The 22381-nt window shown below is 65.6% G+C and carries 18 protein-coding genes; 12 read left to right on the top strand and 6 right to left on the bottom strand.

Annotated features, from left to right (window positions below):
* The first annotated feature begins 501 nt into the window (after positions 1–501).
* The 5 genes from U5A56_RS04305 (at position 502) to U5A56_RS04285 (ending at position 6078) form a co-directional block, all read left to right on the top strand.
* Complete coding sequence (locus U5A56_RS04305) at positions 502–2061, top strand: diguanylate cyclase domain-containing protein (protein WP_321921025.1); 1560 nt, start codon at positions 502–504, stop codon at positions 2059–2061.
* Between the two features lie 273 nt (positions 2062–2334).
* Positions 2335–2610, top strand: coding sequence for a hypothetical protein (locus U5A56_RS04300; RefSeq protein ID WP_044844576.1), 276 nt, complete (start codon positions 2335–2337; stop codon positions 2608–2610).
* Between the two features lie 243 nt (positions 2611–2853).
* Positions 2854–3888: a succinylglutamate desuccinylase/aspartoacylase family protein gene (locus U5A56_RS04295; protein WP_321921024.1), complete on the top strand. Its 1035-nt coding sequence runs from the start codon at positions 2854–2856 to the stop codon at positions 3886–3888.
* A gap of 274 nt (positions 3889–4162) precedes the next feature.
* A complete protein-coding gene (locus U5A56_RS04290) occupies positions 4163–5305 on the top strand; it encodes a DUF3182 family protein (protein WP_321921023.1) in 1143 nt (380 codons plus the stop codon).
* On the top strand, positions 5302–6078 hold the full coding sequence (locus U5A56_RS04285; RefSeq protein WP_321921022.1) for an alpha/beta hydrolase family protein: 777 nt from the start codon (positions 5302–5304) through the stop codon (positions 6076–6078). The genes U5A56_RS04290 and U5A56_RS04285 overlap by 4 nt, the downstream gene beginning before the upstream one ends.
* A 155-nt stretch (positions 6079–6233) precedes the next feature.
* On the opposite strand, the gene U5A56_RS04280 is transcribed toward U5A56_RS04285, so the two are convergent.
* The 3 genes from U5A56_RS04280 to U5A56_RS04270 all read right to left on the bottom strand — a co-directional run bounded on the left by U5A56_RS04280 (position 6234) and on the right by U5A56_RS04270 (position 9199).
* Positions 6234–7502: a M20 family metallopeptidase gene (locus tag U5A56_RS04280; RefSeq protein WP_321921021.1), complete on the bottom strand. Its 1269-nt coding sequence runs from the start codon at positions 7500–7502 to the stop codon at positions 6234–6236.
* 461 nt (positions 7503–7963) lie between these two features.
* On the bottom strand, positions 7964–8506 hold the full coding sequence (locus U5A56_RS04275; RefSeq protein ID WP_321921020.1) for a hypothetical protein: 543 nt from the start codon (positions 8504–8506) through the stop codon (positions 7964–7966).
* A 243-nt stretch (positions 8507–8749) separates the two neighbouring features.
* Entirely contained in the window at positions 8750–9199 is a 450-nt protein-coding gene (locus U5A56_RS04270; RefSeq protein ID WP_321921019.1) for a hypothetical protein, read from the bottom strand.
* Between the two features lie 1013 nt (positions 9200–10212).
* Here U5A56_RS04270 and U5A56_RS04265 point away from each other — a divergent pair.
* The gene (locus U5A56_RS04265; protein WP_321921018.1) at positions 10213–10521 is read left to right on the top strand and encodes a hypothetical protein; all 309 of its coding nucleotides are present in this window, start codon (positions 10213–10215) and stop codon (positions 10519–10521) included.
* Positions 10522–11648: 1127 nt separating this feature from the next.
* On the opposite strand, the gene U5A56_RS04260 is transcribed toward U5A56_RS04265, so the two are convergent.
* On the bottom strand, positions 11649–12599 hold the full coding sequence (locus tag U5A56_RS04260; protein WP_321921017.1) for an LD-carboxypeptidase: 951 nt from the start codon (positions 12597–12599) through the stop codon (positions 11649–11651).
* A 559-nt stretch (positions 12600–13158) separates the two neighbouring features.
* Between U5A56_RS04260 and U5A56_RS04255 the strand changes: the two genes are divergently transcribed.
* From U5A56_RS04255 to U5A56_RS04230, 6 genes are all read left to right on the top strand, one after another.
* Positions 13159–13719, top strand: coding sequence for a GNAT family N-acetyltransferase (locus U5A56_RS04255; RefSeq protein ID WP_124484744.1), 561 nt, complete (start codon positions 13159–13161; stop codon positions 13717–13719).
* A 62-nt stretch (positions 13720–13781) separates the two neighbouring features.
* A complete protein-coding gene (locus U5A56_RS04250; RefSeq protein WP_044844580.1) occupies positions 13782–14723 on the top strand; it encodes an ABC transporter substrate-binding protein in 942 nt (313 codons plus the stop codon).
* A 39-nt stretch (positions 14724–14762) separates the two neighbouring features.
* Complete coding sequence (locus tag U5A56_RS04245) at positions 14763–15821, top strand: LLM class flavin-dependent oxidoreductase (RefSeq protein WP_321921016.1); 1059 nt, start codon at positions 14763–14765, stop codon at positions 15819–15821.
* 7 nt (positions 15822–15828) lie between these two features.
* Positions 15829–17187 (top strand): LLM class flavin-dependent oxidoreductase, encoded by a 1359-nt coding sequence (locus tag U5A56_RS04240; RefSeq protein ID WP_321921015.1) that lies wholly within the window; start codon positions 15829–15831, stop codon positions 17185–17187.
* 59 nt (positions 17188–17246) lie between these two features.
* Entirely contained in the window at positions 17247–19034 is a 1788-nt protein-coding gene (locus U5A56_RS04235) for an amino acid ABC transporter permease/ATP-binding protein (protein WP_321921014.1), read from the top strand.
* A 34-nt stretch (positions 19035–19068) separates the two neighbouring features.
* Complete coding sequence (locus tag U5A56_RS04230; RefSeq protein WP_321921013.1) at positions 19069–20001, top strand: ABC transporter substrate-binding protein; 933 nt, start codon at positions 19069–19071, stop codon at positions 19999–20001.
* Between the two features lie 143 nt (positions 20002–20144).
* Here the strand turns inward: U5A56_RS04230 and U5A56_RS04225 are convergent, their stop codons facing one another.
* Together U5A56_RS04225 and U5A56_RS04220 are read right to left on the bottom strand one after the other, a co-directional pair.
* A complete protein-coding gene (locus U5A56_RS04225) occupies positions 20145–21245 on the bottom strand; it encodes an LLM class flavin-dependent oxidoreductase (protein ID WP_321795666.1) in 1101 nt (366 codons plus the stop codon).
* 52 nt (positions 21246–21297) lie between these two features.
* On the bottom strand, positions 21298–22263 hold the full coding sequence (locus tag U5A56_RS04220) for an ABC transporter substrate-binding protein (protein ID WP_044844585.1): 966 nt from the start codon (positions 22261–22263) through the stop codon (positions 21298–21300).
* Positions 22264–22381: the final 118 nt, after the last annotated feature.

Below are 22381 nucleotides of genomic sequence, written 5' to 3'. Positions count from 1 at the left end.
GGGGGGAACCTCCTGATGCGGCTCGGACGGCGATCGGGTGTCGCGGCGTTCGGAGCGGCGCGCATTCTGGCATTGTTTTTGATATATCGCCTATAGTATTTCTCGCATGAATTGCTTATTGGATTTCTTATAACGGGATTCGGACGCGCTGCGGCGCGCGGTCGCGGGCGGCACACGCGTGCGACTGCGCAGTGTCGCGCCGGCCGCATCGATGGCTGCCAGCGGATCGTGCGCCATCGGCGGCCCGCGTGCGGCGCGCGCTGAAACCGGTCCGCGCGCGGCGGCCCGAGATCGTTCCGTCGGCAACGATCCGGCCTGCGCATCGGCGAATCCGCAAGATGCGCGCGAACGACGTTGACGTCGACGCGCCGACGTCCCCGCACGGCACGCGCGGCCGATGTTTCATGGTAATGTCGTGCGCATTCGGTTCGCCGGTCATCCCGCCCCGTGCCGGGCGGGGCTGCCGGCGATGCACCGCATCGTGTCGAGGTCAAAATAGCCATGGCAGTCAAGGCACGCCTCCTGAACGCCGTTCTCGCCACGCCCCCTTGCGGCGATCACCACGTGACGGCCGCGCTGCGCCCATCGATGCTCGTCACGCTGTTCGAGGACGTGCGTCCGATGGCGCTGTCCGGCCTCGCCAGCGCGTTCGTCGCGGCGATCGCGCTGATCCGGCTGCAACAACTCTGGTGTTTCGTGTGGCTCATCATCGACGTCGGCCTGCTCGCCGCGCGGCTCGCGATCGCACGTGCGTATGCGGTACGTCGTGCCGCCGGCGACGATCGCGCCGAATACTGGGCCCGGCGCTATGCGCCCGTGTCGCTCGCCGCGTGCTTCGTGCTCGGCCTCGGCGTGATGGGCTGCGTGGATGCGCCCGACGTCGAGCTCGGCACGCTGGCCGTGATGGTCGCGGGCGGCGTGTTCGGCGGGATCGCGTCGCGCAATTCGGCGCTGCCGTGGCTCGCGATGACGCAGGTCACGCTCGGCGTCGTGCCGATCGGCGTCGGCGCGCTGCTGGTCCAGCGGCCCGGCGCATGGCTGCTGCTGCCGCCGCTCGTGATCTATCTCGCGGCCATGCGTACGGTCGTCGAACGCCATTACCGCGTGCTGGTCGCGCTGATCGCCGCACGCCAGCGCAACGCCGAGCTCGTCGCGCGCTTCGACGCCGCCCTCACCTACATGCCGCACGGCCTGTGCATGATCGACGGCGAAAGCCGCGTGATCGTCGCGAACCGGCGCACCGCGCAACTGTTCGGCTCGCCGCGCGAGATCATGCTGGACACGCCGCTGCCCGACGTCGTCGCGGCGCTCGGCGCGAACGCGCTCGCCGATCCCGACGGCGCCAGTCTCGCCGTGCAATGCGACCTCTGGCTGAACCACGACGAACCGGAGCCGCTCGACATCGCGCTCGCCGACGGCCGCCAGCTCGAACTCACGCGCCACCGCGTGCCGGACGGCAACGCGGTGATCATCGTCGAGGACGTCACCGCGCGCCGCCAGACCGAGCAGCATATCCGGCACCTCGCGCGGCACGACGCGCTGACGGGATTGCCGAACCGCCACGAGTTGCATGCGCAACTCAAACGGATGCTCGCGCACCGGCCGCACCCGCCGCACGTGCCGAGCCCCGCGCTCGCCGTCATGTATCTCGACCTCGACGGCTTCAAGGCGATCAACGACCGCTTCGGCCACCAGGCCGGTGACGAAGTGCTCATGCAGGTCGCCGAGCGGCTCGGCAAGACGCTGCCGCCCGGCGAACTGGCGGCGCGGGTCGGCGGCGACGAGTTCATCGTCGCACTCGACGCCACCACCATGCAGGCGTGCTCGGTCCTCGCCGCGCGGATCATCCGGCAGATCTCGGCGCCGTACACGCTGTCGATCGGCGAGACCGTCGTCTTCGGGATCAGCATCGGCATCGCGCTCGACGACGGGCACGGCTCACCCGACGAACTGATCCGGCAGGCCGACAGCGCGCTGTACGACGCGAAGTCGGCCGGCAAGGGGATCTACCGCTTCTATTCGGCCGGAAGCAGCCGCGTGGCGCCCGCGACCGCGAGCTGAGCGCGCGCTCGTTCCCGCCGGCGGCCGCCGCGCTGTCCGGCTTGCCCGTTCGCTTCCCGCGATTCATTCCGGAAACGCCTTGCATGGTTCGACGCGTGCGCGCAGATGTTCCGCCGCGGCCGCCCGTGTCACGTGACGTGTTCCGTAACATCGGCGCGCGCCGCGCGTAGCGTTCGCTGCAGAAGCCCGCACGATCGCGACGGCGCGCGGCATTTGATGGCTGGCACTCTTATTGCTCCTTGACCGGGAAACAGGATGTCAGGGAGGCCACTCATGAATACCGTCGAAGTCCTCAGCCGCGCGGAAACGATCGATCAACTGGACGTGATCGACGGTGCCTCGCTGATCCGGCGGCTCGTTTCCGAGCGCCGCATGCCCGCGGCGCGTGAAGCCGCGTGCGTCGCCAATCCGCCGCTGACGCTGTACGGCGCGTTTCGCCAGGGCGTCACCGACCACGCGGCGCGGCGCGCGAATCCGTATCGCGCCGGCAGCCGTTTCTGGACGCTGTGGGAAGAAGGCCGTATCGAGGCTGAAACATCGGGCCGCTGACGCGCTCGCGCGCCGGCCCCGTCGCCGCAAGGGGCTGACGCACCACGCGGCGTGCGCAGGCGGCCGGCCCGCACGCCGGCATGCGTTTCAGCGCTGCAACATCGCGCGCGGCTGCTCCGGTTGCGCTTGCCGCGCGTTCGCACACGGGCCGCCGGACGGCGCTCGACATCGGCCGCGCCACGCGCCGCGCGGCGGTCGTTTCCCGATAAGATGGCGGATTCCCGTTCTCCGAACGATGTCGCCATGACCGCCTCCTCCTCACACCGAAATCCCATCCACTGCGAAATCGATCTCGATGCGCAAGGCAAGCATGCGGGCTATCTGCGCCTGCCGCATTCCGTGCATCGCTCCGCGTACGGCTGGCTGCCGATCCCGATCGCGTCGATCCGCAACGGCGACGGCCCGGTCGCGCTCGTGATGGCCGGCAACCACGGTGACGAATACGAAGGCCAGATCATCGTGTCGCAGCTGATGCGCGAGATCGACCCGGAGAGCGTCACCGGGCAGCTGATCCTGCTGCCGATGGCCAATTTCCCCGCGGCCGACGCGGGCCTGCGCGTGTCGCCGCTCGACGAAGGCAACCTGAACCGCAGCTTTCCCGGCAACCCGACCGGCACGCCGACGCAGATGATCGCCCACTACATCGAGCATGCGCTGCTGTCGCGCGCGCAGTATCTGGTCGACCTGCATTCGGGCGGCAGCTCGCTGCTGTACCAGGGCGGCAACATGCTCGCGATCGACCCGCTCGACGACGACGAAGCGGCGAAGCTCAACGGGCTGCTCGTCGCGTTCGGATTGCCGAACGCGCTGCTACACGCGCCGAACCCGGTGCATTCGGCCTCGGCCGCGCGCCGGCAGGGCGCGATTTCGATCGTGACCGAACTCGGCGGTGCGGGAATGGCCGATCCGTCGCTGATCCGGCTCGGCCGCCACGGGCTGCTGCACTATCTCGGCTACATCGGCCTGCTGCACGGCGAACTCGTGCCCGATGCGCCGCCGACCGTCACGCGCTTCCTGCGCGTCGACGGCGATCGCCACTTCGTCTACGCGTACGAACGCGGGCTGTATGAACCGCTCGTCGAACTCGGCGACCAGGTGAAGGCCGGCCAGCCGGCCGCGTGGGTGCACTTCCCCGATACGCCGCTGCGCGAACCGGCGCTGCACCGCTTCAAGGGCGACGGCGAAGTCGTGTGCAAGCGCGTGCCCGCGCAGGTGCAGCGCGGCGATTGCCTGTTTCAGCTTGCGGAGGCGTCGACGCCGCCGCGGGTCATCGGGTGATGTGCGTGGGGTTGGCCAGACCGGACGGCGATCGCTCGGCGCTACACGTAGACATTTGGAAGATCAACAACATGCATCTTCCTCCAACCGAATTTTCCAGTAGCGCGACAGAGCTACAGCACGCTCGACTCGCCGCCCCGCGCAGACAAACGATTGTCGGATAGACAAAGGCACAAGCCTTGCTCTATGCAAGGATCGGCATCGACCGATGATGCCCTCGCATAGCAACGAATCCCCAATCATTGCGCCACGACGCGGGGAGGACAACTTGAAGATGCGTTCATCTCCTGCGACACCGGCGCTGCCCGTCGTCCTCGTCTATCGTGGGCAACGCAAATCCGTTCAATCCGGCCACGACGTCGGCACGCTCTGGGCGCTCGCCCGACAGATCGCTGAGATCAAGGGCACGGAACTGGCGGGCGAGTTCGATGAAAAGCATGCGTACCCCGCGCATCGATATCTGGTCCCCGACGATACGCTGACGTTGGCGCAAGCGCGCAAGCTTGGCGTGCGATCCGAGCGCTATCTGTTCGGCGGCGTCGTGCCGTTTGCGTTTGTCGCGACGAAGCTGATCGCACATGCGCTGCCTGATGACGCGCAGGCCTCGCCGCCAGGCTGGTCACGCGTATTCGGCGAGCACATTGGTTCGCTGGTCCTGCCGGGCTACGCGGCATTTTCGCGGGTCGATGCCTGCAACGCGGCGCGCATGCTTTGGCAGGAGGGCCGCGTACGGATCAAGCGCCCTTATGGGGTCGGCGGAGCAGGACAGTCACTCGTCGCCGACATGGACGAACTGGAAGCAGAACTCGACGCGCTTGGTGACGCGGCGCTGCGAGCCGAAGGCATCGTCGTCGAAAGGCAGTTGGATAGCATTGAGACGCTGAGCGTCGGTCAGGTGACGCTCGACGATCTGGTCGCGAGCTACTATGGCGTGCAGCATCTAACAGTCAATAACCATGGCCACCACGTCTATGGCGGCACAGACCTGGTCGTCGTGCATGGTGGCTTCGACCTGCTTATGCAGCTCGATGTCACGAGCGATGTCCAGGAGGCGATTATCAAGGCGCGCGCATTCGATGCCGCCGTGCAAAACGACTACGCCGGTTTTTTTGCATCGAGACGCAACTACGACGTCGCCTGGGGCATCGATGCACAAGGCGTGCGCCGTTGCGGGGTACTCGAGCAGTCGTGGCGGATCGGCGGCGCAACGGGCGCCGAGCTTGGCGCGTTGCGAATGTTCAGGGCAGATCCTCGGGTGCATGCGGTGCGTGCGTCGACGCGTGAGATTTACGGAGGCGATGTGCAGGTGCCTGATGGCGCCTGCGTCATCTATCGAGGCGTCGATCCGCAAGCGGGAGCCATCACGAAGTACTACACGGTGGATCGTAATACCTTCCAAGGGAGCAACGGCATATGACAGCGGAGCGTTATGGCGTGCGGATCAAGGTCGAGAACGGTTACCTGGACGGGACCCTGCTCGCTCCGAAGACAACGGTGCCGGGCATTCTTTTCGTGCACGGCTGGGGCGGCAATCAGGAACAGTATCTCGAGCGCGCCCGGCAGGCATCGGCATTCGGCTGCGTTTGCCTGACCTTCGATCTGACGGGACATGGGCGTACGCAGGACGAACAACAAAACGTGACCCGGGAAACCAACCTGCGGGATCTGCTGGCCGCCTACGATACGCTCGTTGCACATCCATTGATCGATCGCGATGCGGTTGCAGTGATCGGCAGCAGCTACGGAGGCTATCTCGCAGCCATCCTGACGGAACTGCGCCCAGTGCGCTGGCTGGGTCTGCGCGTACCAGCGCTTTACCTCGACGAAGGATGGAACACGCCGAAGCGCGCCTTGCATGTCGAACATGATCTCGTCGCGTATCGCAAACGCACCGTGCCAGCGTCGGAAAATCGGGCGTTGCGTGCGGCGGCCCGCTTTCGAGGCGATGTGCTGCTCGTCGAATCGGAACACGACGAGATCGTGCCGCATACCGTGATCGCCAGCTATCTGCAGGCGTTTTTGCAAGCCCATTCGCTCACGTACCGGATCATCGACGGTGCGGACCATGGACTATCGGATGATCCCAGCCAACGTGCCTATACCGCGCTTGTCGTGAACTGGCTGAACGAGATGGTTGCGGGCCTGCGCGCAGGCGACCGCGGAGCTGCGCCCGCTCAGGCAGAGACGTAGCAGCCCGTCAGTGCACCGATCGGACCGATCCGGCCCGCCCTGAAGAGCCGGGATTTTCCAACGAAGAACGGGACGGAAATCGGGCTTGCCTCAAAGCTATCAAACTTCCTGCTGTACGTGGATTCGACGCATGGTCACCGTGCCGGCGTGCGAAGTCACGCCGATGCATCTCGCTTGTCGAGCCACGCCCCTGCCGCGCATAGCATCGCTTCCAGCCCCGTACGCAGCGTCGGGTCGAGTACCGGCGCGAACTTCGGCGAATGATTGCTGGGAATCTCGTTGAGTTTTTTCTCCGCCAACGCCTTTCCAAATGTATCCGGATCGGTCCCGCCGATGAACCAGAACCCATATGGCACGCCCCATTCGCGCCCGAAAACGCTGAAGTCCTCGCTCGCTGCTGCCGGGGGCGTTTCGTAGGCGCGCTCGCCAAAGTGCGCTTCGAATGCCTCCCGCACACGCTCGCTTGTCTGCGCGTCGTTGATCGTCAGCGGATAGCTCGAGAGCGTCGTGAATTCGGGCTCGCGTGGTGCGTTGGAGGCCATGCATTCCGCGCAACAGATGCGACGGATCGCACCCAGCATGTATTCGCGCACGTCTTCGTCGAATGTGCGCATGTTGAGCTTGAGCGTCGCGTCGTCGGGGATAATGTTCTCTTTCGTTCCCGCCTGCAGCGCACCAATCGTCAGCACCGCACTATCGCGCGGGGAGATTTCCCGCGATACGATCGTCTGCAGACGGAGCGTCGTCGAAGCCGCCATGATGACCGGATCGATCGAGGTTTGTGGCTGCGATCCGTGCGAACCGCGTCCAAACAGCCTCACCTTCAAACTGTCGCCCGCCGAAAGAATCGTGCCGCTCCGATAGCCGACCGTGCCCGCCGCGCCAACCATGACGTGCTGGCCAAGGATCACGTCAGGCTTCGGGAAGCGTTCGGCCATGCCGTCGTCGATCATGCTGCGGGCGCCGCGCGCCACTTCCTCGCCCGGCTGAAAGACCGCCATCAGCGTTCCGCGCCAGGCGTCCCGGTGCGCAGCCATCAGGTGCGCCACACCCATCAGCCAGGTCACGTGCATGTCGTGGCCGCACGAGTGCGCGACGCCCACTTCGAGGCCATCCTCGTCCTTCGCCCTCGCCGTGCTGGCATATGGCAATCCGGTCGCTTCTTCCATCGGAAGCGCATCCATGTCGGCGCGCAACATTACAGTCGGACCGTCGCCGTTGCGTAACACCGCCACGACGCCGGTCACGCCGACACCCCGCGTAACGTCATAGCCGACATTTTCGAGATAATCGGCTGCAATACGTGCGGTGCGCACTTCCTGCATCGACAGTTCGGGATGCTCGTGCAGGTCCTTGTAGATCGCTTCGAGCTTGGGCAGGAGGCTTTCGATGGCGTCCCTGGTCGCTTCCACCAATGCAGGCATGATCGATCCTTTCAAATGGTTCGTTGCGGTGGCCGATGTTGCATCGCACGCGTCGGCCGTCGTTGAAGCGTGGCAGCGCTTGCGCCCGATCTGGCGACACGGCGGCAGGAGCGCGGTACGCAATCCGCCGACTAGTCCGATGGATGCGACAGGGGAACACGGAACATCCGGGCGAGCCCGCTCTACCCTGGCACTTCGTATTACGATTCCGTCAAGTCGCCTGCTGCCCGAAGCGGGACAGGATAGAAGAGAACCATAGTCTCGATAGCGGCAATCCGGAAGTTCCTGTCGAGTCATAAGACAAAGCGGTCGCCCGCAGGTCCGGCTCGGCGAGACGGCGTATGACTCCTTCTGGCCGCCATCTGCCCGATGCGATCGGCCGTCCCCGACCCGTTTCAGACAATACGAGAGTCCTGTCGAACGGCCGAATTCAAATGTACAACCGCCGTCTCGACAAGCGTCTATGTTGAAAGTGACAGGAGATAGTCGGCCCGACCACTGTCGTCATTCCACGCGTCTGTCATTGCCTTTTCGGTCCACGCCTCGCGCCCGCTGTCACGCATCATCATCGTCCTGCCGGCCGACGAGTCTTCTATCCAGGGCGTAGTCTCCAACTGAATTTCAGTGACGACCCAATCAACGAAAAGATCCGGCATGCCAGGCATTCGATGCAGACGATCTTTGTAGAAAAACGGGTCGACACCTATCCATACTTCACCCTGAACCCATTGTCCGACCGTCGCGAACCGAGGTGGTCTGGACTCACAATAAACCTTTATTCCGAAGTCGATGACCCACACCTCCGGTGTCGAGAATATTACCTTCGCCACTACCTCGTACCGGGACGTGTCTTTGTGTTGGCATTGCATCTCCCTCTTATCTGAAGGCGTCAATGCTGAACCATTGAACTCAAGGGCAAGTCTGCGTGACTCGCCGCGTATGAATTCTTCATAGTTCCCGTCCTGGATGATCCACGCGTTCAGTCCTACTACGATCTCATTCATATTGTATTTTCGATTAGCGAAGATCGGTCATTGTATGACCAACTCCGTCCGCCTTCTGCGTATCAGCGGTCGGTTTGGTGATCGCCAAGCCATGACAGCTCCTGGCCGAACCTCGCCGATCGGCTACCGATCGACGCTCACCCCACGGCCAGGGCAGAACGCGACCCACAACGGCCAGTCAAATTTATCGGAAGCAGACGTTCGACGGAGTGCGTCGGCAAGTTGGCTGGATTGTTGGGTGCGTCATTGGAGAACGATGACCTTTCCGCCATTGCGCTCAAAATCAGAACGAGTCGTACGACGGACTTCCTGTGCTAATGACTCGCGGTGAAGAATGTCCCGAAAAAACAGTTTTGGTGGCTGATACGCTTTCCTGAACCCTTGGAACGAGGTGCCTTTGACGCTCGAAGTTACTTCTTCAACACGCGTCAGCCATGAGCACTTGAGGTCGGACCGCTTAAGAGCGGCGTTTACTCGGTGTTCAACCGCCAGGTAACCGTCTGGTCCATCTGCTATTGATCGGAACTCTTCTGCCGTTACCTGAGTAACTACGATTTCCGGTCGATCTGTGCTCGTTAATGACACCCATCCGAGAGTCGCCATGTCGGTGTCAGCAGAAAATTCAACAATGGGGAATTGCTTCGCGCTGGTGTTCGACTGTAACCATACGATTGTGTCGTAGATAGTGGCCATGGCGGAGAATTCCCGAATTAAGAAGCACAACCATTGTCAACGGTCTGAGAGGTGAAGTCGAACGGCAGAGACTGGCGTCGACGTAGACATCCAGTTGCAGCCCGCGCGGGGCGGGGCTTCCGTGCCTCCCCCCCAAAAAAACTTGGCCGACTGCAGATCTACCGACTATCCGGCTTCTCTAGTCCTCGTGAATCGTACGTGTAGCGCAAACGCGCGATGCCGTAGCCTCTGCGGAAAGCGTCGGTTTTCGGAAATTTCTTGCAGTATGTCGCCTATCTCTTCGTCAACGGCCAGGCCTTGCTCCAACCAACCGATCGCGAGGTCACACCAATATGGAGTTGGCCATCGTAGTCCAGCGATAGCGACGTCGCGCGCAGAATCGGTGTTCGAAGCGAACGCCGCCAAGGGATGTTCAAGTGGCTTGACTATTGAGGGCGAATTCATCTCGGATCTTGTTCAACTTGGTGAAGGACGTCGCTTGCAAGGTGAGTCTGATCGATTGTCATCAATATAGGCGCCCACGTCGACTGACCGCTTCTGGCCGGTAGCGGTCTCTCCCCATCGCCGGCGACAACTGGCCGGATGGTGAACTTCGAGCGGTCACGTCCGGCCCACTGGTAAACTCGGGCAGCCAAAGCAACTTTTCCCGGTCACATGAGCACGCATCCCACCGCAGCACCTGCCCCCGTCACTCCAATGATGCAGCAGTACCTGCGCCTTATCTGACACGGCTAGATACGCGAAGCTACGCCAAGACCTACGCCACCCCGTCGGTCAGGAGAATGACGAGCGGCATTCGGCCACGGCTACAGCAAACTCGTTGCACCCAGAATAGCCCGCTCCCAGCGGGCTTTTCGTTGTCTATGCACTCGCCGTCCGCATCCAGTTGCAATACTGCATCCCGTATCCGATGATGAATGGACGAGACACATGATAGGCGCGCCCGCGACATTCTTCGCCCCGTCGTGCACACACCATCACCGCTTTTGAAGCCTTCAAACAGGAGGTGCAAGATGGAAAAAATTGCGGCAGATCAAACCAAGATCGTAATCAGCCTACTCGTTCTCCATGTTTTTCTTGCGCTCTGTCTGCTGGTATCGATTATTTTGTTTAGATTTGCGCCGATTCTCATCGTTGGTCTCCTTACGATCGGTTGCAGCATCTTACTTAGCCGGATCAGTCGCGATAGCGAGGCCGCGCGTCACATAATCAAGAGCCGCGGTGGCAAGGTGTATCTGTACTGCATGTGGGGTATTGCGGCATGTTCGGCGCTCGTTTTGGTTGTACCGAATTACCTAGGAATATTTACGCATCACCGTTAAACAACTGCCCCATGTGGGCTCACTGGTAATCTGGCTGCCAAAGCAACTTTTCCCCGTTACGTTGCCCCTGGAAAGGACGGAGGGTCCACATAAAATGCCGACAGTTAGAGCACTGGTGCGAGCATGGACAATCTGGGGTGTCATCGCCGCGTTCTCACTGATCTATTACGGACTTTGGAGAATCGCGACAGCGGCACCTGAAGTGGCGGTTGTCCTGCGTCCAGGCGAGACTGCACAGCTTGAAGTCCCAAGCCTTTGGGGACATTCGCTTGAATTCGAGGCATGGTTCCGCCATGAGCCAGGGAGGCACCGAGAAGCCAACCTCGGTAGCTATCGAAGGCTCGACGGGACGCCCGGAAAACTGGCATTCCCTAATCCGGGAGAACCGCTATATATCGCCGTCTCGGTGAACGGAGGCCCGACCGTGATGCTTGAGGCTATGCCGGCAAGTGCGTGGACAGATACCGAAATTGCACGAAAGCTAACGCCGGATCACGCAACAGCGGCGGGCGAATGGAAATGGCCTCCACGAGGATCGCCGCGGCTGAAGGCAGTTCCCGGAAGAAACGACATCTCGGTCACAGTGGCTGAAGTCGGCACCCCGTTGGTGGGTGAGAGGATCAGGTTGCTCGCGCGCCCGCCACTTACCTTTAACAGCGTGGCGCCGTACTATGGCTGGCTTTGGTACGCATGGCTGCTATGCCCGCTCGGAGCTGTATGCCTTGCATTAGCGGCGCTGCCCTTGATATCTCGAACCCTGACGGCAGTTCGTCGCCGGGCAGAATAGTTCTATCGCAAATCAAGGCGATACATACGCAATCCAGATGGCGCGCGGATGATGCCGGCCAACGCTGTGCATTGGCCGTCTTGCAAGCGTACCCTTGTTCCATGGCACACGGTGATGAACGACGACATTCTCGGATTCCATGACAATCTCCTTTCAAGCGAAGGGAGATTGAGTGTGGCGGCCGTTCGCTCGATTAGGTTGGTCGGTGGCTGCTCGGCGCCCCTGTCGAGAACTTGTGGCACACGGTTGTCGAATCGCCGGCAGAAAATTCGGGCCCTCAGATTGGCCTACAGACCGCTCGCAAACATTGGTTATGCATTGCGACAGAACCGATTCGACGCTACGCGACGAACCGGATCGCGCTGTTCTCGATGGCAGCCTGGTTGCCGTATTGCCAAGTGATGTTGCAGTGTTCATGTCCGATCGGCAGACCCGAGTAGATCGGCAGGCCGAAGCCGCCCAGCACGTCGACAAGCATCTGCTCGAGCGTGAAATCCGCGCCGTCCGGGATCGGGCAGCGCGTGAATTGCCCAAGCACGAACGCGCGGGCCCCGTCGAACGCGCCGCTCAGACGCAGTTGCGTCAGGCTGCGGTCGAGCCGGTAGCCGAATTCCGTCACGTCCTCCAGTAGTACGATCGCGTCGCGTGAGCGAAGCGACCAGCGTGTACCCGCGACGCTCGCGAGCACCGTCACGTTGCCGCCGCACAGACGTCCCCGCACCGCACCAGGGGCGCCGGACAAATGCCGCAGGCTCAGCGGGGAGCGTTTGCCACCGGTCAGCACGGCGCGCATGTCGGCACGCGTCGCGTCGTCGACCTTGGTCGCTAGGCTGTGGAATGTCGGACCATGCAACAAGCGCACGCCGGGCCGGTCGGCGAGCGCGCAGAAAAGCGACGTCGCGTCGGAAAAACCGATGATCGTCTTCGGCGTCGCGATCTCGTCGGGCAGGTGCTCAAGCAGGTGCGCGCAACCGAATCCTCCCCGCGCGAGCCAGACGATGTCGATTGACGGGTCCATCAGCATGCGCCGCAGATCGTCCGCGCGCTCCTCGGCGGTACCGGCGAAATAGCGGTACCGGCTGCCGAGATGCGCGCCTGTCGTGACCTTGAAGCCCCAGCTCTCGACCAGCGCGATGCCACGCTCGATGCCTTGCGGATCGGGCACACCTGCGGGCGCGACTACGCCCACTGTCTTGCGTCTTGATTCCATTGAACGGATACCGTAAGGATAAAGAACCCGCTGACTATACCCGACACCGCCCGCGCGCAGCTCACCGCTGCAAGGCGGCATCGAACGCGTGGGGAGGCCCGCCTCCGGCGTCCGCGAATCCGTTTCGCTGCCAGCGCCGCTTCAGAATTACCGTCGATGCGAAATCGCCGACCGAACGATTGAATGGCCGTTTGCACAGTGCAACTGCCATTGGGGCGGTCGCGCAACGCATCGGCCGAAGATCCGTTGCTGGCCGCTTCCTGCCAAACCTGATCGCCCCCAAATCGGCAATGCCGATAGAACATCGAGCAATAACAGCGTGCAAACCCACGGCATTCATATGTATTGCACACACATCTAACTGGCTCGGCTCTGCACTACTGTCAATCGCCTCCCCACCCCACTCCCCCTGCAAGCCTTCTGACGCTCCCCGCGAAATCCTTATCGAAATTGCTTCGTTCGCCTTTGCCGGCCGCGCCGCTAACGTGTTCGAAACGGCGGCGGCACGCCGGATGCAGCGCAGGAAGCACCGCGGCCGCCGTCATCACGACAACCGCGTCGCGATAACGGAACAGACCGGCCGGGCGATGTGCCCCGCCCCCGCCAGGAACGTCCGCATCGCGCGCCCTTCGCGATGCCCATGGCCACGAACGACCGCATCATCGACACGACGCCGCTCGACGTCCGCGCCCAGCCGTTGATCGACGCGCTGATCGACGAATACGCGACGCGCTACGACGCGTACCGCCCCGACAGCCGTGCGTCCGCACGCGACGAACTCGCGCGCTACCCGGCCGAGCTGTTCGCGCCGCCCGAAGGCGCGTTCGTGCTGCTGCTGCGCGACGGCGAGACGATCGGCGGCGGCGCATTCAAGCGCTACGACGCGCAGACCGCCGAACTCAAACGCATCTGGACCCGCGCGGACCTGCGCCGCCAGGGGCTCGCGCGCCTGATCGTCGACGCGCTCGAACTGCGCGCCGCGCAGCAGGGCTATCGGCGCGTGTACCTGACCACCGGTTTTCGCCAGCCCGAAGCGTGGGCGCTGTACGACCGCACCGGCTATACGCGGCTGTTCGACTCGTCGATCGACCCCGAAGCGTATTTCCACCTGCGCTTCGGCAAGGATCTCGCCGATCCGTCGCGCACGTCGACGCTCGCCGACCTGTGGGCGCCGCTGCCCGAAGCGGTGCTGCCGCGCTGAACGCATCGCGTCATCCGATTCCGCTCTCTCGCTCCCGACGACAACACAACAAGGACGCATCCATGCAACGAGCCGTACCCTTCACGCCGCGTGCGCTCCGCACGCTGGCCGCCGCGCTGATCGGCGTGACCGCGATCGCCGCGGCCGCCGCGACCTTCGACCTGAGCCCCGAGCAGCGCGGCCGCCCGCGCGGCACGGCCGATGCGGCCGTCGAGCGCGCGGTGCCCGCGTCGTTCAAGTTCGCCGAAGCCGGCACGCTGACGATCGGCGTCGCGCCGAGCCTGCCGCCGATCAGCACCTATGCGACCGACGCGCGCACGGTGATCGGCTTCGACGCGGACGTCGGCCAGCTGGTGTCCGACAGCCTCGGCCGCAAGCTGAAGATCGTCCCGCTCGCATGGGCCGACTGGCCGCTCGCGCTCGAATCGGGGAAGGTCGACGCCGTGATCTCGAACGTCACCGTCACCGAGGAGCGCAAGCAGAAATTCGATTTCTCGACCTACCGCAAGGACCAGGTCGGCTTCTACGTGCGCAACGACAGCAAGATCCAGTCGATCCGCGAGCCGAAGGACGTCGCGGGGCTGCGCATCGTGACCGACGCCGGCACCAACCAGGAAAAGATCCTGCTCGCGTGGGACCGCGAGAACGTCGCGCACGGCCTGAAACCGGTGCAGGTGCAGTACTACGACGACCAGGCGATGCGGATCGTCGCCGTGCAGTCGGGCCGCGCCGATGCCGTGTTCAGCGTGAACTCGGTGCTCGCGTATCAGAGCGCGCAGCAGGGCAAGACACGGCTCGTCGGCGCGATCAGCGGCGGCTGGCCGCGCACGGCCGACATCGCGATCGCGACGCGCCGCGGCAGCGGGCTCGCCGATCCGCTGACGGTCGCGCTGAACGGGTTGATCAAGACCGGCCGCTATCAGCAGATCCTCGACCGCTGGAACCTCGCGTCCGAAGCGATCGACCAGTCGCGCACGAATCCGCCGGGTTTGCCGAAGAGCTGAGCGCCGCCCCTTCACGCCTTCGCAGGAACGCCGAACACCATGGCTTACTCGCTTTCATTGCTGGACAAGAGTCCGATCGCCGACGGCGCGACCGCCGCCGACGCGCTGCGCTTCACGACGACCCTCGCGCAGCGCGCCGAAGAGCTCGGTTACGAGCGCTTCTGGGTCGCCGAGCATCACGGCGCGCCCGGCTTCGCCAGCTCCGCGCCGGAGATCGTCGTCGCGCACCTGCTCGCGCACACGTCGCGCATTCGCATCGGTTCGGGCGGCGTGATGCTGCAGCACTACAGCCCGTTCAAGGTCGCCGAAACCTTCAAGCTGCTCGCCGCGCTCGGGCCGGGACGCGTCGATCTCGGCGTCGGCAAGGCGCCCGGCGGGCTGCCGCTGACCACGCGCGCGCTGCAGTGGTTTCACGACAAGGCGAAGAAGCCCGGCTTCGCGGGCCAGCTCGCCGAACTCGATGCGTTCCTGGGCTGGGGCGTCGCCGAAGATCATCCGCTCGCCGGCGCGGTCGCGATGCCGGTGCCGCCGCACGCGCCCGAACGCATCCTGCTCGGCGGCTCGCCCGACAGCGGCACGCTCGCCGCCCGCCACGGCTGGCGCTTCTGCTACGCGGGGCACTTCAACGGCGACGACGCGAACCTCGAACGCTCGCTGGCCGCCTACCGCGACGCAGGCGGCACGCGAGCGCTCGTCGCGCTGTACGCGGTCGCCGCACCGACCCGCGAGGAGGCCGAGCGACTGATCGGGCCGCTGAAGATCTTCAAGCTGCAGTTCGCCGGCGGCCAGAGCTTCAACCTGCCGAGCGCGCAGGCCGCGGCCGAATTCGCGCGGCAAAGCGGCGCGTCCGACTACCGGATCGACGAGTTGCGCCCGACCGTGCTGGCCGATACGCCCGAGCGCATCCACCGCGCGCTCGACGCGCTGAGCCGGCGGCTCGACGTCGATGCGTTCGTGATCGACTCGCCGGTGACCGATTACGCGGCACGGCTCGCGTCGGCCGAATGGCTCGGCGGCGCGCAGTCGATCACCCCCGTGCAGGCGGCCCTCGCGGCCGACCGCTCCCTTCGCTCCCTTTCCCCCGACCAGAACGCGTGACGCGCCCATGACGACCCGACGATCGATTCCCTTCGGCCTGATGCTGCAAGGCGCAGGCAGCCACATGAACGCATGGCGGCACCCGAGCAACCCGCCGGACGCGAGCATCAACCTCGACTTCGCGATCGGCATCGCGCGCAAGGCGGAAGCCGCCGGCATCGCGTTCGCGTTCGTCGCGGACGGCCTCTACATCAACGAGAAGTCGATCCCGCACTTCCTGAACCGCTTCGAGCCGCTCACCGTGCTGTCGGCGCTCGCGGTCGCGACGAAGAAGATCGGCCTCGCGGGCACGATCTCGACGTCGTACAGCGAGCCGTTCACGGTCGCGCGCCAGCTCGCGTCGCTCGACACGATCAGCGGCGGGCGCGCGGGCTGGAACGTCGTGACGACGCCGCTCGAAGGCACCGCGAAGAATTTCGGCAAGGCGCATCCCGATCACGAGTTGCGCTACGAGATCGCCGACGAATACCTCGAGGTCGTGCAGGGGCTGTGGGATAGCTGGGACGACGACGCGTTCGTGCGCGATCGCGCGACCGGTCGCTTCTTCGATCGCGACAAGCTCCACACGCTCGATCACCACGGCCGCTTCTTCCAGGTCGCCGGCCCGCTGAACATCCAGCGCTCGCCGCAGGGGCAGCCGGTGATCTTCCAGGCCGGCTCGTCCGACACCGGCATCGGGCTCGCGGGCAAGTACGCGGACGCCGTGTTCACGCACTCGCCGTCGCTCGACGAAACGGCCGCGTTCACGCGGCGCGTGAAGCAAAGCGCGGTCGAGCACGGGCAGCAGCCCGGCGACGTGAAGATCTTCCCGGGCATCGGGCCGATCGTCGGCCGCACGGCCGCCGAGGCGGAAGACAAATACCAGGCGATCCGCGACCTGCTGACGATCGACGAAGCGCTCGCGTATCTCGGCCGCTATTTCGACCACCACGATTTCACGCAGTACGCGCTCGATGCGCCGTTCCCTGAACTCGGCGACATCGGCCGCAACAGCTTCCGCTCGACCACCGACCGGATCAAGGCCGACGCGAAGCGCAAGCACCTCACGCTGCGCGAGACTGCGCTCGCCGTCGCAACGCCGCGCCCGAACTTCATCGGCACGGCCGAGCACGTCGCCGACGAGCTGATCCGCTGGCACGACGCCGGTGCCGGCGACGGCTTCATCCTCGGCTTCCCGGTACAGGCGCAGGGCGTCGACGACTTCATCGACCTCGTGATTCCGGCACTCGAGGCGCGCGGCCGCTACAGCCGCGACCTGCCGGGCAGCACGCTGCGCGACCACCTCGGCCTGCCGCGCAAGGCGAGCCGCCATGCGGCGCCCGGCGCGGTGCAGCAACAGGACGACGCGGCCGAAGCGCACGCATGACGCCGACGCGCCGCCTCGCGCGGCGCTTCCGGCCAACTCGATCGAGGACCCTCACCGACATGAGCGACACGACCCATCTCGGCGGCGCAGTGCCGCCGCTCTCCCCCTCCCGCGCCCGCGACGCCGGCACGCACCTGCGGATCGTGCCGGCCCGGCACCGGTCGCGCACCGTCGGCACCGTGCTCGCGCTCGTGCTGATCGCACTCGTGCTGTATTCGATCCTCGGCAACCCGCAATGGGGCTGGCCGGTGTTCGCGGAGTGGTTCCTGTCGCCGCCGGTGCTATCCGGGCTCGCGCGCACGCTGGTGCTGACGCTGCTCGGCGCGGTGTTCGGCTTCGCGCTCGGCGGGTTCGTCGCGCTGGCGCGGCTGTCGCGCTCGCGTCTGCTCGCGGCGAGCGCATGGACCTTCGTGTGGCTGTTCCGGTCGATTCCGCTGATCGTGCTGCTGCTGATCCTCAACAACCTCGGCTACCTGTACGAACACGTGCGGCTCGGCGTGCCGTTCACCGACATCGTGTGGTTCGACACGCCGACCACCGACCTGATCAGCCCGTTCCTCGCGGCCGTGCTCGGCCTCTCGCTGAACCACGCGGCGTTTTCCGCGGAAGTGATTCGCGGCGGCATTCTCGCGGTCGACCAGGGGCAGCTCGAAGCGGCCGCCGCGCTCGGCCTGCCGCGCGGCCGCCAGACCACGCGGATCGTGTTGCCGCAGGCGATGCGCGCGATCCTGCCGACCGCGTTCAACGACCTGATCTCGCTCGCGAAAGGCACGTCGATGGTCTACGTGCTCGCGATGCCCGAGCTGTTCTACACGGTGCAGGTGATCTATCGCCGCAATCTCGAAGTGATTCCGCTGCTGATGGTCGCGACCGTCTGGTACCTGATCATCCTGACCGTGCTGTCCGCGATCCAGGTGCAGGTCGAGCGCCACTATGCGCGCGGCGCGCTGCGCAACCCGCCGCCGTCGGCGCTGACGTTCGTGCTGGCGCGCGTCAGTGCGCTGTGGCGGCATGCGGCGGCGCGCAACGCAACGGCAACCGGCGCGGCGGCTCACGATGACGCCGCGGCCGCTCCGGTGCCGCGCATCGGCGGCGAAGTCGCCGTGCACAACGTATCGAAGCAGTTCGGCATGCAGCGCGTGCTCGACAACGTGTCGTTCGTCGCACCGCGCGGCAGCGTGACGGTGATCGTCGGGCCGTCCGGTTCGGGCAAGTCGACGCTGCTGCGCACCATCAACCATCTCGAGCGCGTCGACGACGGCTTCATCGACATCGACGGCGAGCTGATCGGCTATCGGCGCGACGGCGACGTGCTGCACGAGTTGAAGGAGCGCGACGTGCTGAAGCGCCGCACGGCGGTCGGCATGGTGTTCCAGAACTTCAACCTGTTTCCGCACCTGACGGTGCTCGAGAACCTGATCGAGGCGCCGGTCGCCGTCGGCGGCGCCACGCGCGAGGCCGCCGAACGCACCGCGCGCACGCTGCTCGCGCGCGTCGGCCTCGCCGATAAAGCCGATGCGTACCCGCGCCAGCTGTCCGGCGGCCAGCAGCAGCGTGTCGCGATCGCGCGCGCGCTCGCATTGCGCCCGAAGGTGCTGCTGTTCGACGAGCCGACGTCGGCGCTCGATCCCGAACTGGTCAACGAAGTGCTCGACGTGATCAAGGAGCTCGCACGCTCGGGCACCACGCTCGTGATCGTCACGCACGAAATCGGCTTCGCGCGCGAAGTCGCGGACAACGTGCTGTTCATGGAGCGCGGCCGCATCGTCGAGTCGGGGCCGCCCGCCGTCGTGCTCGACGCGCCGGCCCATCCGCGCACGCGCGCGTTCCTGTCACGGGTGCTCTGATGCACGCCGCTCACGACCTGCGAGGCAACCGACGATGATCGACCGACGCCAGTTCATCACCGCCACGCTGGCGGCCGCCGCCGGCCTCCGGTGGCACACGGCCGAGGCCGCCGCCGCGACGGCGGACCTCGATCCGCGCCAGGCCGGCCGGATCCGCGCATCGCGCGACGATGCGGCGATTCGCGCGGCAAGCAACTACCGCTGGGTACGCGACGGGGCCTTCACGGTCGCAATCTCGCCGCACGCGCCACCGGTATCGACCTATGCGACCGACGCACGCACCGTGGTCGGCGCCGATCCCGACTATGCGCAGCTCGTCGCCGACGCGCTCGGCCGCACGCTGGTGCTGGTGCCGATCGCCTGGGCCGACTGGCCGCTCGGGCTCACGTCGGGCAAGTACGACGCGGTGATCTCGAACGTCGGCGTGACCGAGAAGCGCAAGGAGAAATACGACTTCACGACCTACCGGCTCGGGCTGCACGGCTTCTACGTGCGCACCGCGAGCCCGATCGCGAAGATCGCCGAACCGAAGGACGTCGCCGGCCTGCGCGTCATCACGGGCGCGGGGACGAGCCAGGAGCGCATTCTGCTCGAATGGAGCCGGCGCAACGTCGCGCAAGGGCTGAAGCCGACCGAACTGCTCTATTTCGACGACGATGCGGCGGCACGCGTCGCGCTGCTGTCGGGCCGCGCCGATGCCGAGCTGAATCCGAACGCGTCGCTCGCGTACGAGGCCGCGCGCGACGGCAAGATCCGGCGGGTCGGCGTCGTCAACGCGGGCTGGCCCGCGAATGCGGACGTCGCGATCGCGACGCGCCGCGGCAGCGGGCTCGCGCCGGCGCTGACGCTCGCGACGAACGCGCTGATCGACAACGGCCGCTACGGGCAGGCGCTGGCGCGCTGGGGGTTGCAGAGCGAGGCGGTCGCGCGCGCGGAGACGAATCCGCCGGGATTGCCGTCGTTTTGATTCGATGTGTCGATGTGTCGATGTGCCGACGCGTCGTTGCGTCGGCACAGCGAGCTGCGCATCGGTCGCGCAGCAAATGAAATCGCCCCGGCATCCCGTAAAGAAGATGCCGGGGCGAACCGACGTGGGCGGGCCGTCGTTTCCTACGCCGTCAGCGCCGCGCGATCGCGATGGTGGTCGAGTTCCGCGATGTGCGCGTGGATCGCAGGAATCAGCTTGCGTCCGTAATCCAGCGCATCGTCGAGCGGATCGAAACCGCGAATCAGGAACGTCGATACGCCGAGCTTGTAATACGCACCGAGCGCACGCGCGACCTGTTCCGGCGTGCCGACGAGCGCGGTCGAATTCCAGCGCGCGCCGGTCAGGTTCGCGACGCCCATCCACAATCGCTCGTCGAGCACGTCGCCCTGCGCGGCCGCGGCCATCAGGCGTTGCGAGCCGGCGTTCTGCGGCGCATGGCCGTCGATCGGCTGGCCGTTCGCGAGCCGCGCCGCGCGCACGCGCGCGCGGATCGCCTCGGCCTTCTCCCACGCGGCGGCTTCGGTGTCCGCGACGATCGGCCGGAACGACACGCTGATGCGCGGCGCGCGTCCGAACGGCACTGCCGCGGCCCGCACGCGCGCGATCTGCTCGCGCACGGCCGCGAGCGGCTCGCCCCACGTCATGTAGACATCCGCGTGCTGCCCGGCCACGGCCAGCGCGGCCGGCGACGAACCGCCGAAATAGATCGGCACGTGCGGCTGCTGCGCGCCTTTCACGACCGGCGACGCACCATGCAGCCGATAGAACTCGCCGTCGTGATCGACCGGCGTGTCGGCCAGCCAGATGCGTTTCAGCACGTCGAGATATTCGCCGGTGCGGCGGTAGCGCGCGTCGTGCGGCACGAAATCGCCGTCGCGCTGAAGATCGGCATCGTCGCCGCCCGACACGACGTTCAATGCGAGCCGGCCGCCGCTGAACACGTCGAGCGTCGCGATCTGCCGCGCGGCGGCCGATGGCACGATCACGCCCGGCCGGTGCGCGAGCAGGATGCGAATATGTTCGGTCGCGGCGGCCGCGAACGACGCGACGATGAAGCCGTCCGCCGCGTTGCTGAAATGGCCGACCAGGATCTGGTCGAAGCCGGCGGCTTCGTGCGCCTGCGCGAAGCGCCGCACGTAGTCGGGCTGGACGGCGGCCCCGCCCGGTACGTCGACCTCCGCGCCGGGCGTCGCGGTGATCATGCCGATGATGTCGACGGGCATGTCGATGGTCCTTCTTGTGGTCGATCGGAAATGGCTGCGTGCTGCGGCACGCTCACTGCGCGGCGGCCGTCTTCTGCGCGGGCGCCGCGAACGCGCCCGCATACGAGCGGTCGAGCAGCTTCGCCGTGTCGTACGCGACCGGAATCACGCCGGCCTTGTGCAGGAAGTCGGCGGTGTTCTGCGCATCCTTCGCGGCCGTGTCGTCGACCGGGCCCACACGCTGGTGCGCGTTGTTGAGCCAGCGGTACGCGACGTCCGGCTCCAGCTTCGCGCGCTTCGCCCACAGGTCCGCGTACTCGCGCGGATGACTGTCGACCCACTGGCGCGCCGCCACCACGCGCTTCAGGAAATCGGTGATCTCCGCGCGCCTGGCGGTGGCCGCCTGCTCGTTCGCGGCGACGAAGCTGAGCGCGGGCATCAGGCCCTGCGCGGTCGTCACGGGACGGGCGCCCTGGCGCAGCGCGAGCGTGCTGACGAAGGGCTCCCACAGCGACACGGCGTCGACCGAGCCGTTCGCGAGCGCGTTGGTCGCATCGATCGGCATCAGGTACGCGTACTTGACGGAATCCGCGCGCAGGCCATCGTGTTCGAGCGCGCGCAGCACGAGCTGCTGGCTCCACGCGCCGCGCCAGACCGCAATCGTCTTGCCCTGCAGGTCGGCGACGGTGCGCACCGGCGAGTTCTTCGGCACGAGGATCGCGACGCCGTCGAGGCTCTGCCGCGACACCGCGACGACTTTCACCGGCGCGCCGCGCGCGGCCAGCGTGAGCAGCGCGGAATCGCCGAGGAAGCCGACGTCGATCGCGTTGCCGTTCAGGCTTTCGGCGACGGGCGCGGCGGCCTGGAAGTGCTTCCACTCGATCGTGTAAGGCAGGTCCTTCAACACGCCGGACGCCTCCATCGATGCCTGGATGTTGAAGTAGTTCTGTTCACCGACGCGCAGCGTGACGGTGTCTTTCGCGATGCCCGGCTGCGCGGCGAGCGCGAGCAGCAGCGCCGTGACGATTCGGCTCAACAACGTGATCTCCCCGGAGGTTGGCGGGCGGCCGCGCGACGGCGTCGCCCCTGGGTCCGCCTGGCGCGACGGCTGGCGGACGGGATGGAACTGGTGAAGATACGGCGATCCGCGTCATGAG

Source organism: Burkholderia sp. BCC1998, assembly GCF_905339875.1.
Classification (GTDB): domain Bacteria; phylum Pseudomonadota; class Gammaproteobacteria; order Burkholderiales; family Burkholderiaceae; genus Burkholderia.
The sequence above is the reverse complement of the archived record's forward strand: the minus strand, read 5'-3'. Positions and strand labels throughout refer to the sequence as shown.

Excerpts from the sequence above, each read along its gene's own strand:
- U5A56_RS04260 (WP_321921017.1), bottom strand. The coding sequence starts at position 12,599 with ATGCCGCCTTGCAGCGGTGAGCTGCGCGCGGGCGGTGTCGGGTATAGT.
- U5A56_RS04280 (WP_321921021.1), bottom strand. The coding sequence starts at position 7,502 with ATGCCTGCATTGGTGGAAGCGACCAGGGACGCCATCGAAAGCCTCCTG.
- U5A56_RS04270 (WP_321921019.1), bottom strand. The coding sequence starts at position 9,199 with ATGGCCACTATCTACGACACAATCGTATGGTTACAGTCGAACACCAGC.
- U5A56_RS04275 (WP_321921020.1), bottom strand. The coding sequence starts at position 8,506 with ATGAATGAGATCGTAGTAGGACTGAACGCGTGGATCATCCAGGACGGG.
- U5A56_RS04295 (WP_321921024.1), top strand. The coding sequence starts at position 2,854 with ATGACCGCCTCCTCCTCACACCGAAATCCCATCCACTGCGAAATCGAT.
- U5A56_RS04230 (WP_321921013.1), top strand. The coding sequence starts at position 19,069 with ATGATCGACCGACGCCAGTTCATCACCGCCACGCTGGCGGCCGCCGCC.
- U5A56_RS04225 (WP_321795666.1), bottom strand. The coding sequence starts at position 21,245 with ATGCCCGTCGACATCATCGGCATGATCACCGCGACGCCCGGCGCGGAG.
- U5A56_RS04235 (WP_321921014.1), top strand. The coding sequence starts at position 17,247 with ATGAGCGACACGACCCATCTCGGCGGCGCAGTGCCGCCGCTCTCCCCC.
- U5A56_RS04265 (WP_321921018.1), top strand. The coding sequence starts at position 10,213 with ATGGAAAAAATTGCGGCAGATCAAACCAAGATCGTAATCAGCCTACTC.
- U5A56_RS04255 (WP_124484744.1), top strand. The coding sequence starts at position 13,159 with ATGGCCACGAACGACCGCATCATCGACACGACGCCGCTCGACGTCCGC.
- U5A56_RS04250 (WP_044844580.1), top strand. The coding sequence starts at position 13,782 with ATGCAACGAGCCGTACCCTTCACGCCGCGTGCGCTCCGCACGCTGGCC.
- U5A56_RS04305 (WP_321921025.1), top strand. The coding sequence starts at position 502 with ATGGCAGTCAAGGCACGCCTCCTGAACGCCGTTCTCGCCACGCCCCCT.
- U5A56_RS04245 (WP_321921016.1), top strand. The coding sequence starts at position 14,763 with ATGGCTTACTCGCTTTCATTGCTGGACAAGAGTCCGATCGCCGACGGC.
- U5A56_RS04300 (WP_044844576.1), top strand. The coding sequence starts at position 2,335 with ATGAATACCGTCGAAGTCCTCAGCCGCGCGGAAACGATCGATCAACTG.
- U5A56_RS04285 (WP_321921022.1), top strand. The coding sequence starts at position 5,302 with ATGACAGCGGAGCGTTATGGCGTGCGGATCAAGGTCGAGAACGGTTAC.
- U5A56_RS04240 (WP_321921015.1), top strand. The coding sequence starts at position 15,829 with ATGACGACCCGACGATCGATTCCCTTCGGCCTGATGCTGCAAGGCGCA.
- U5A56_RS04290 (WP_321921023.1), top strand. The coding sequence starts at position 4,163 with ATGCGTTCATCTCCTGCGACACCGGCGCTGCCCGTCGTCCTCGTCTAT.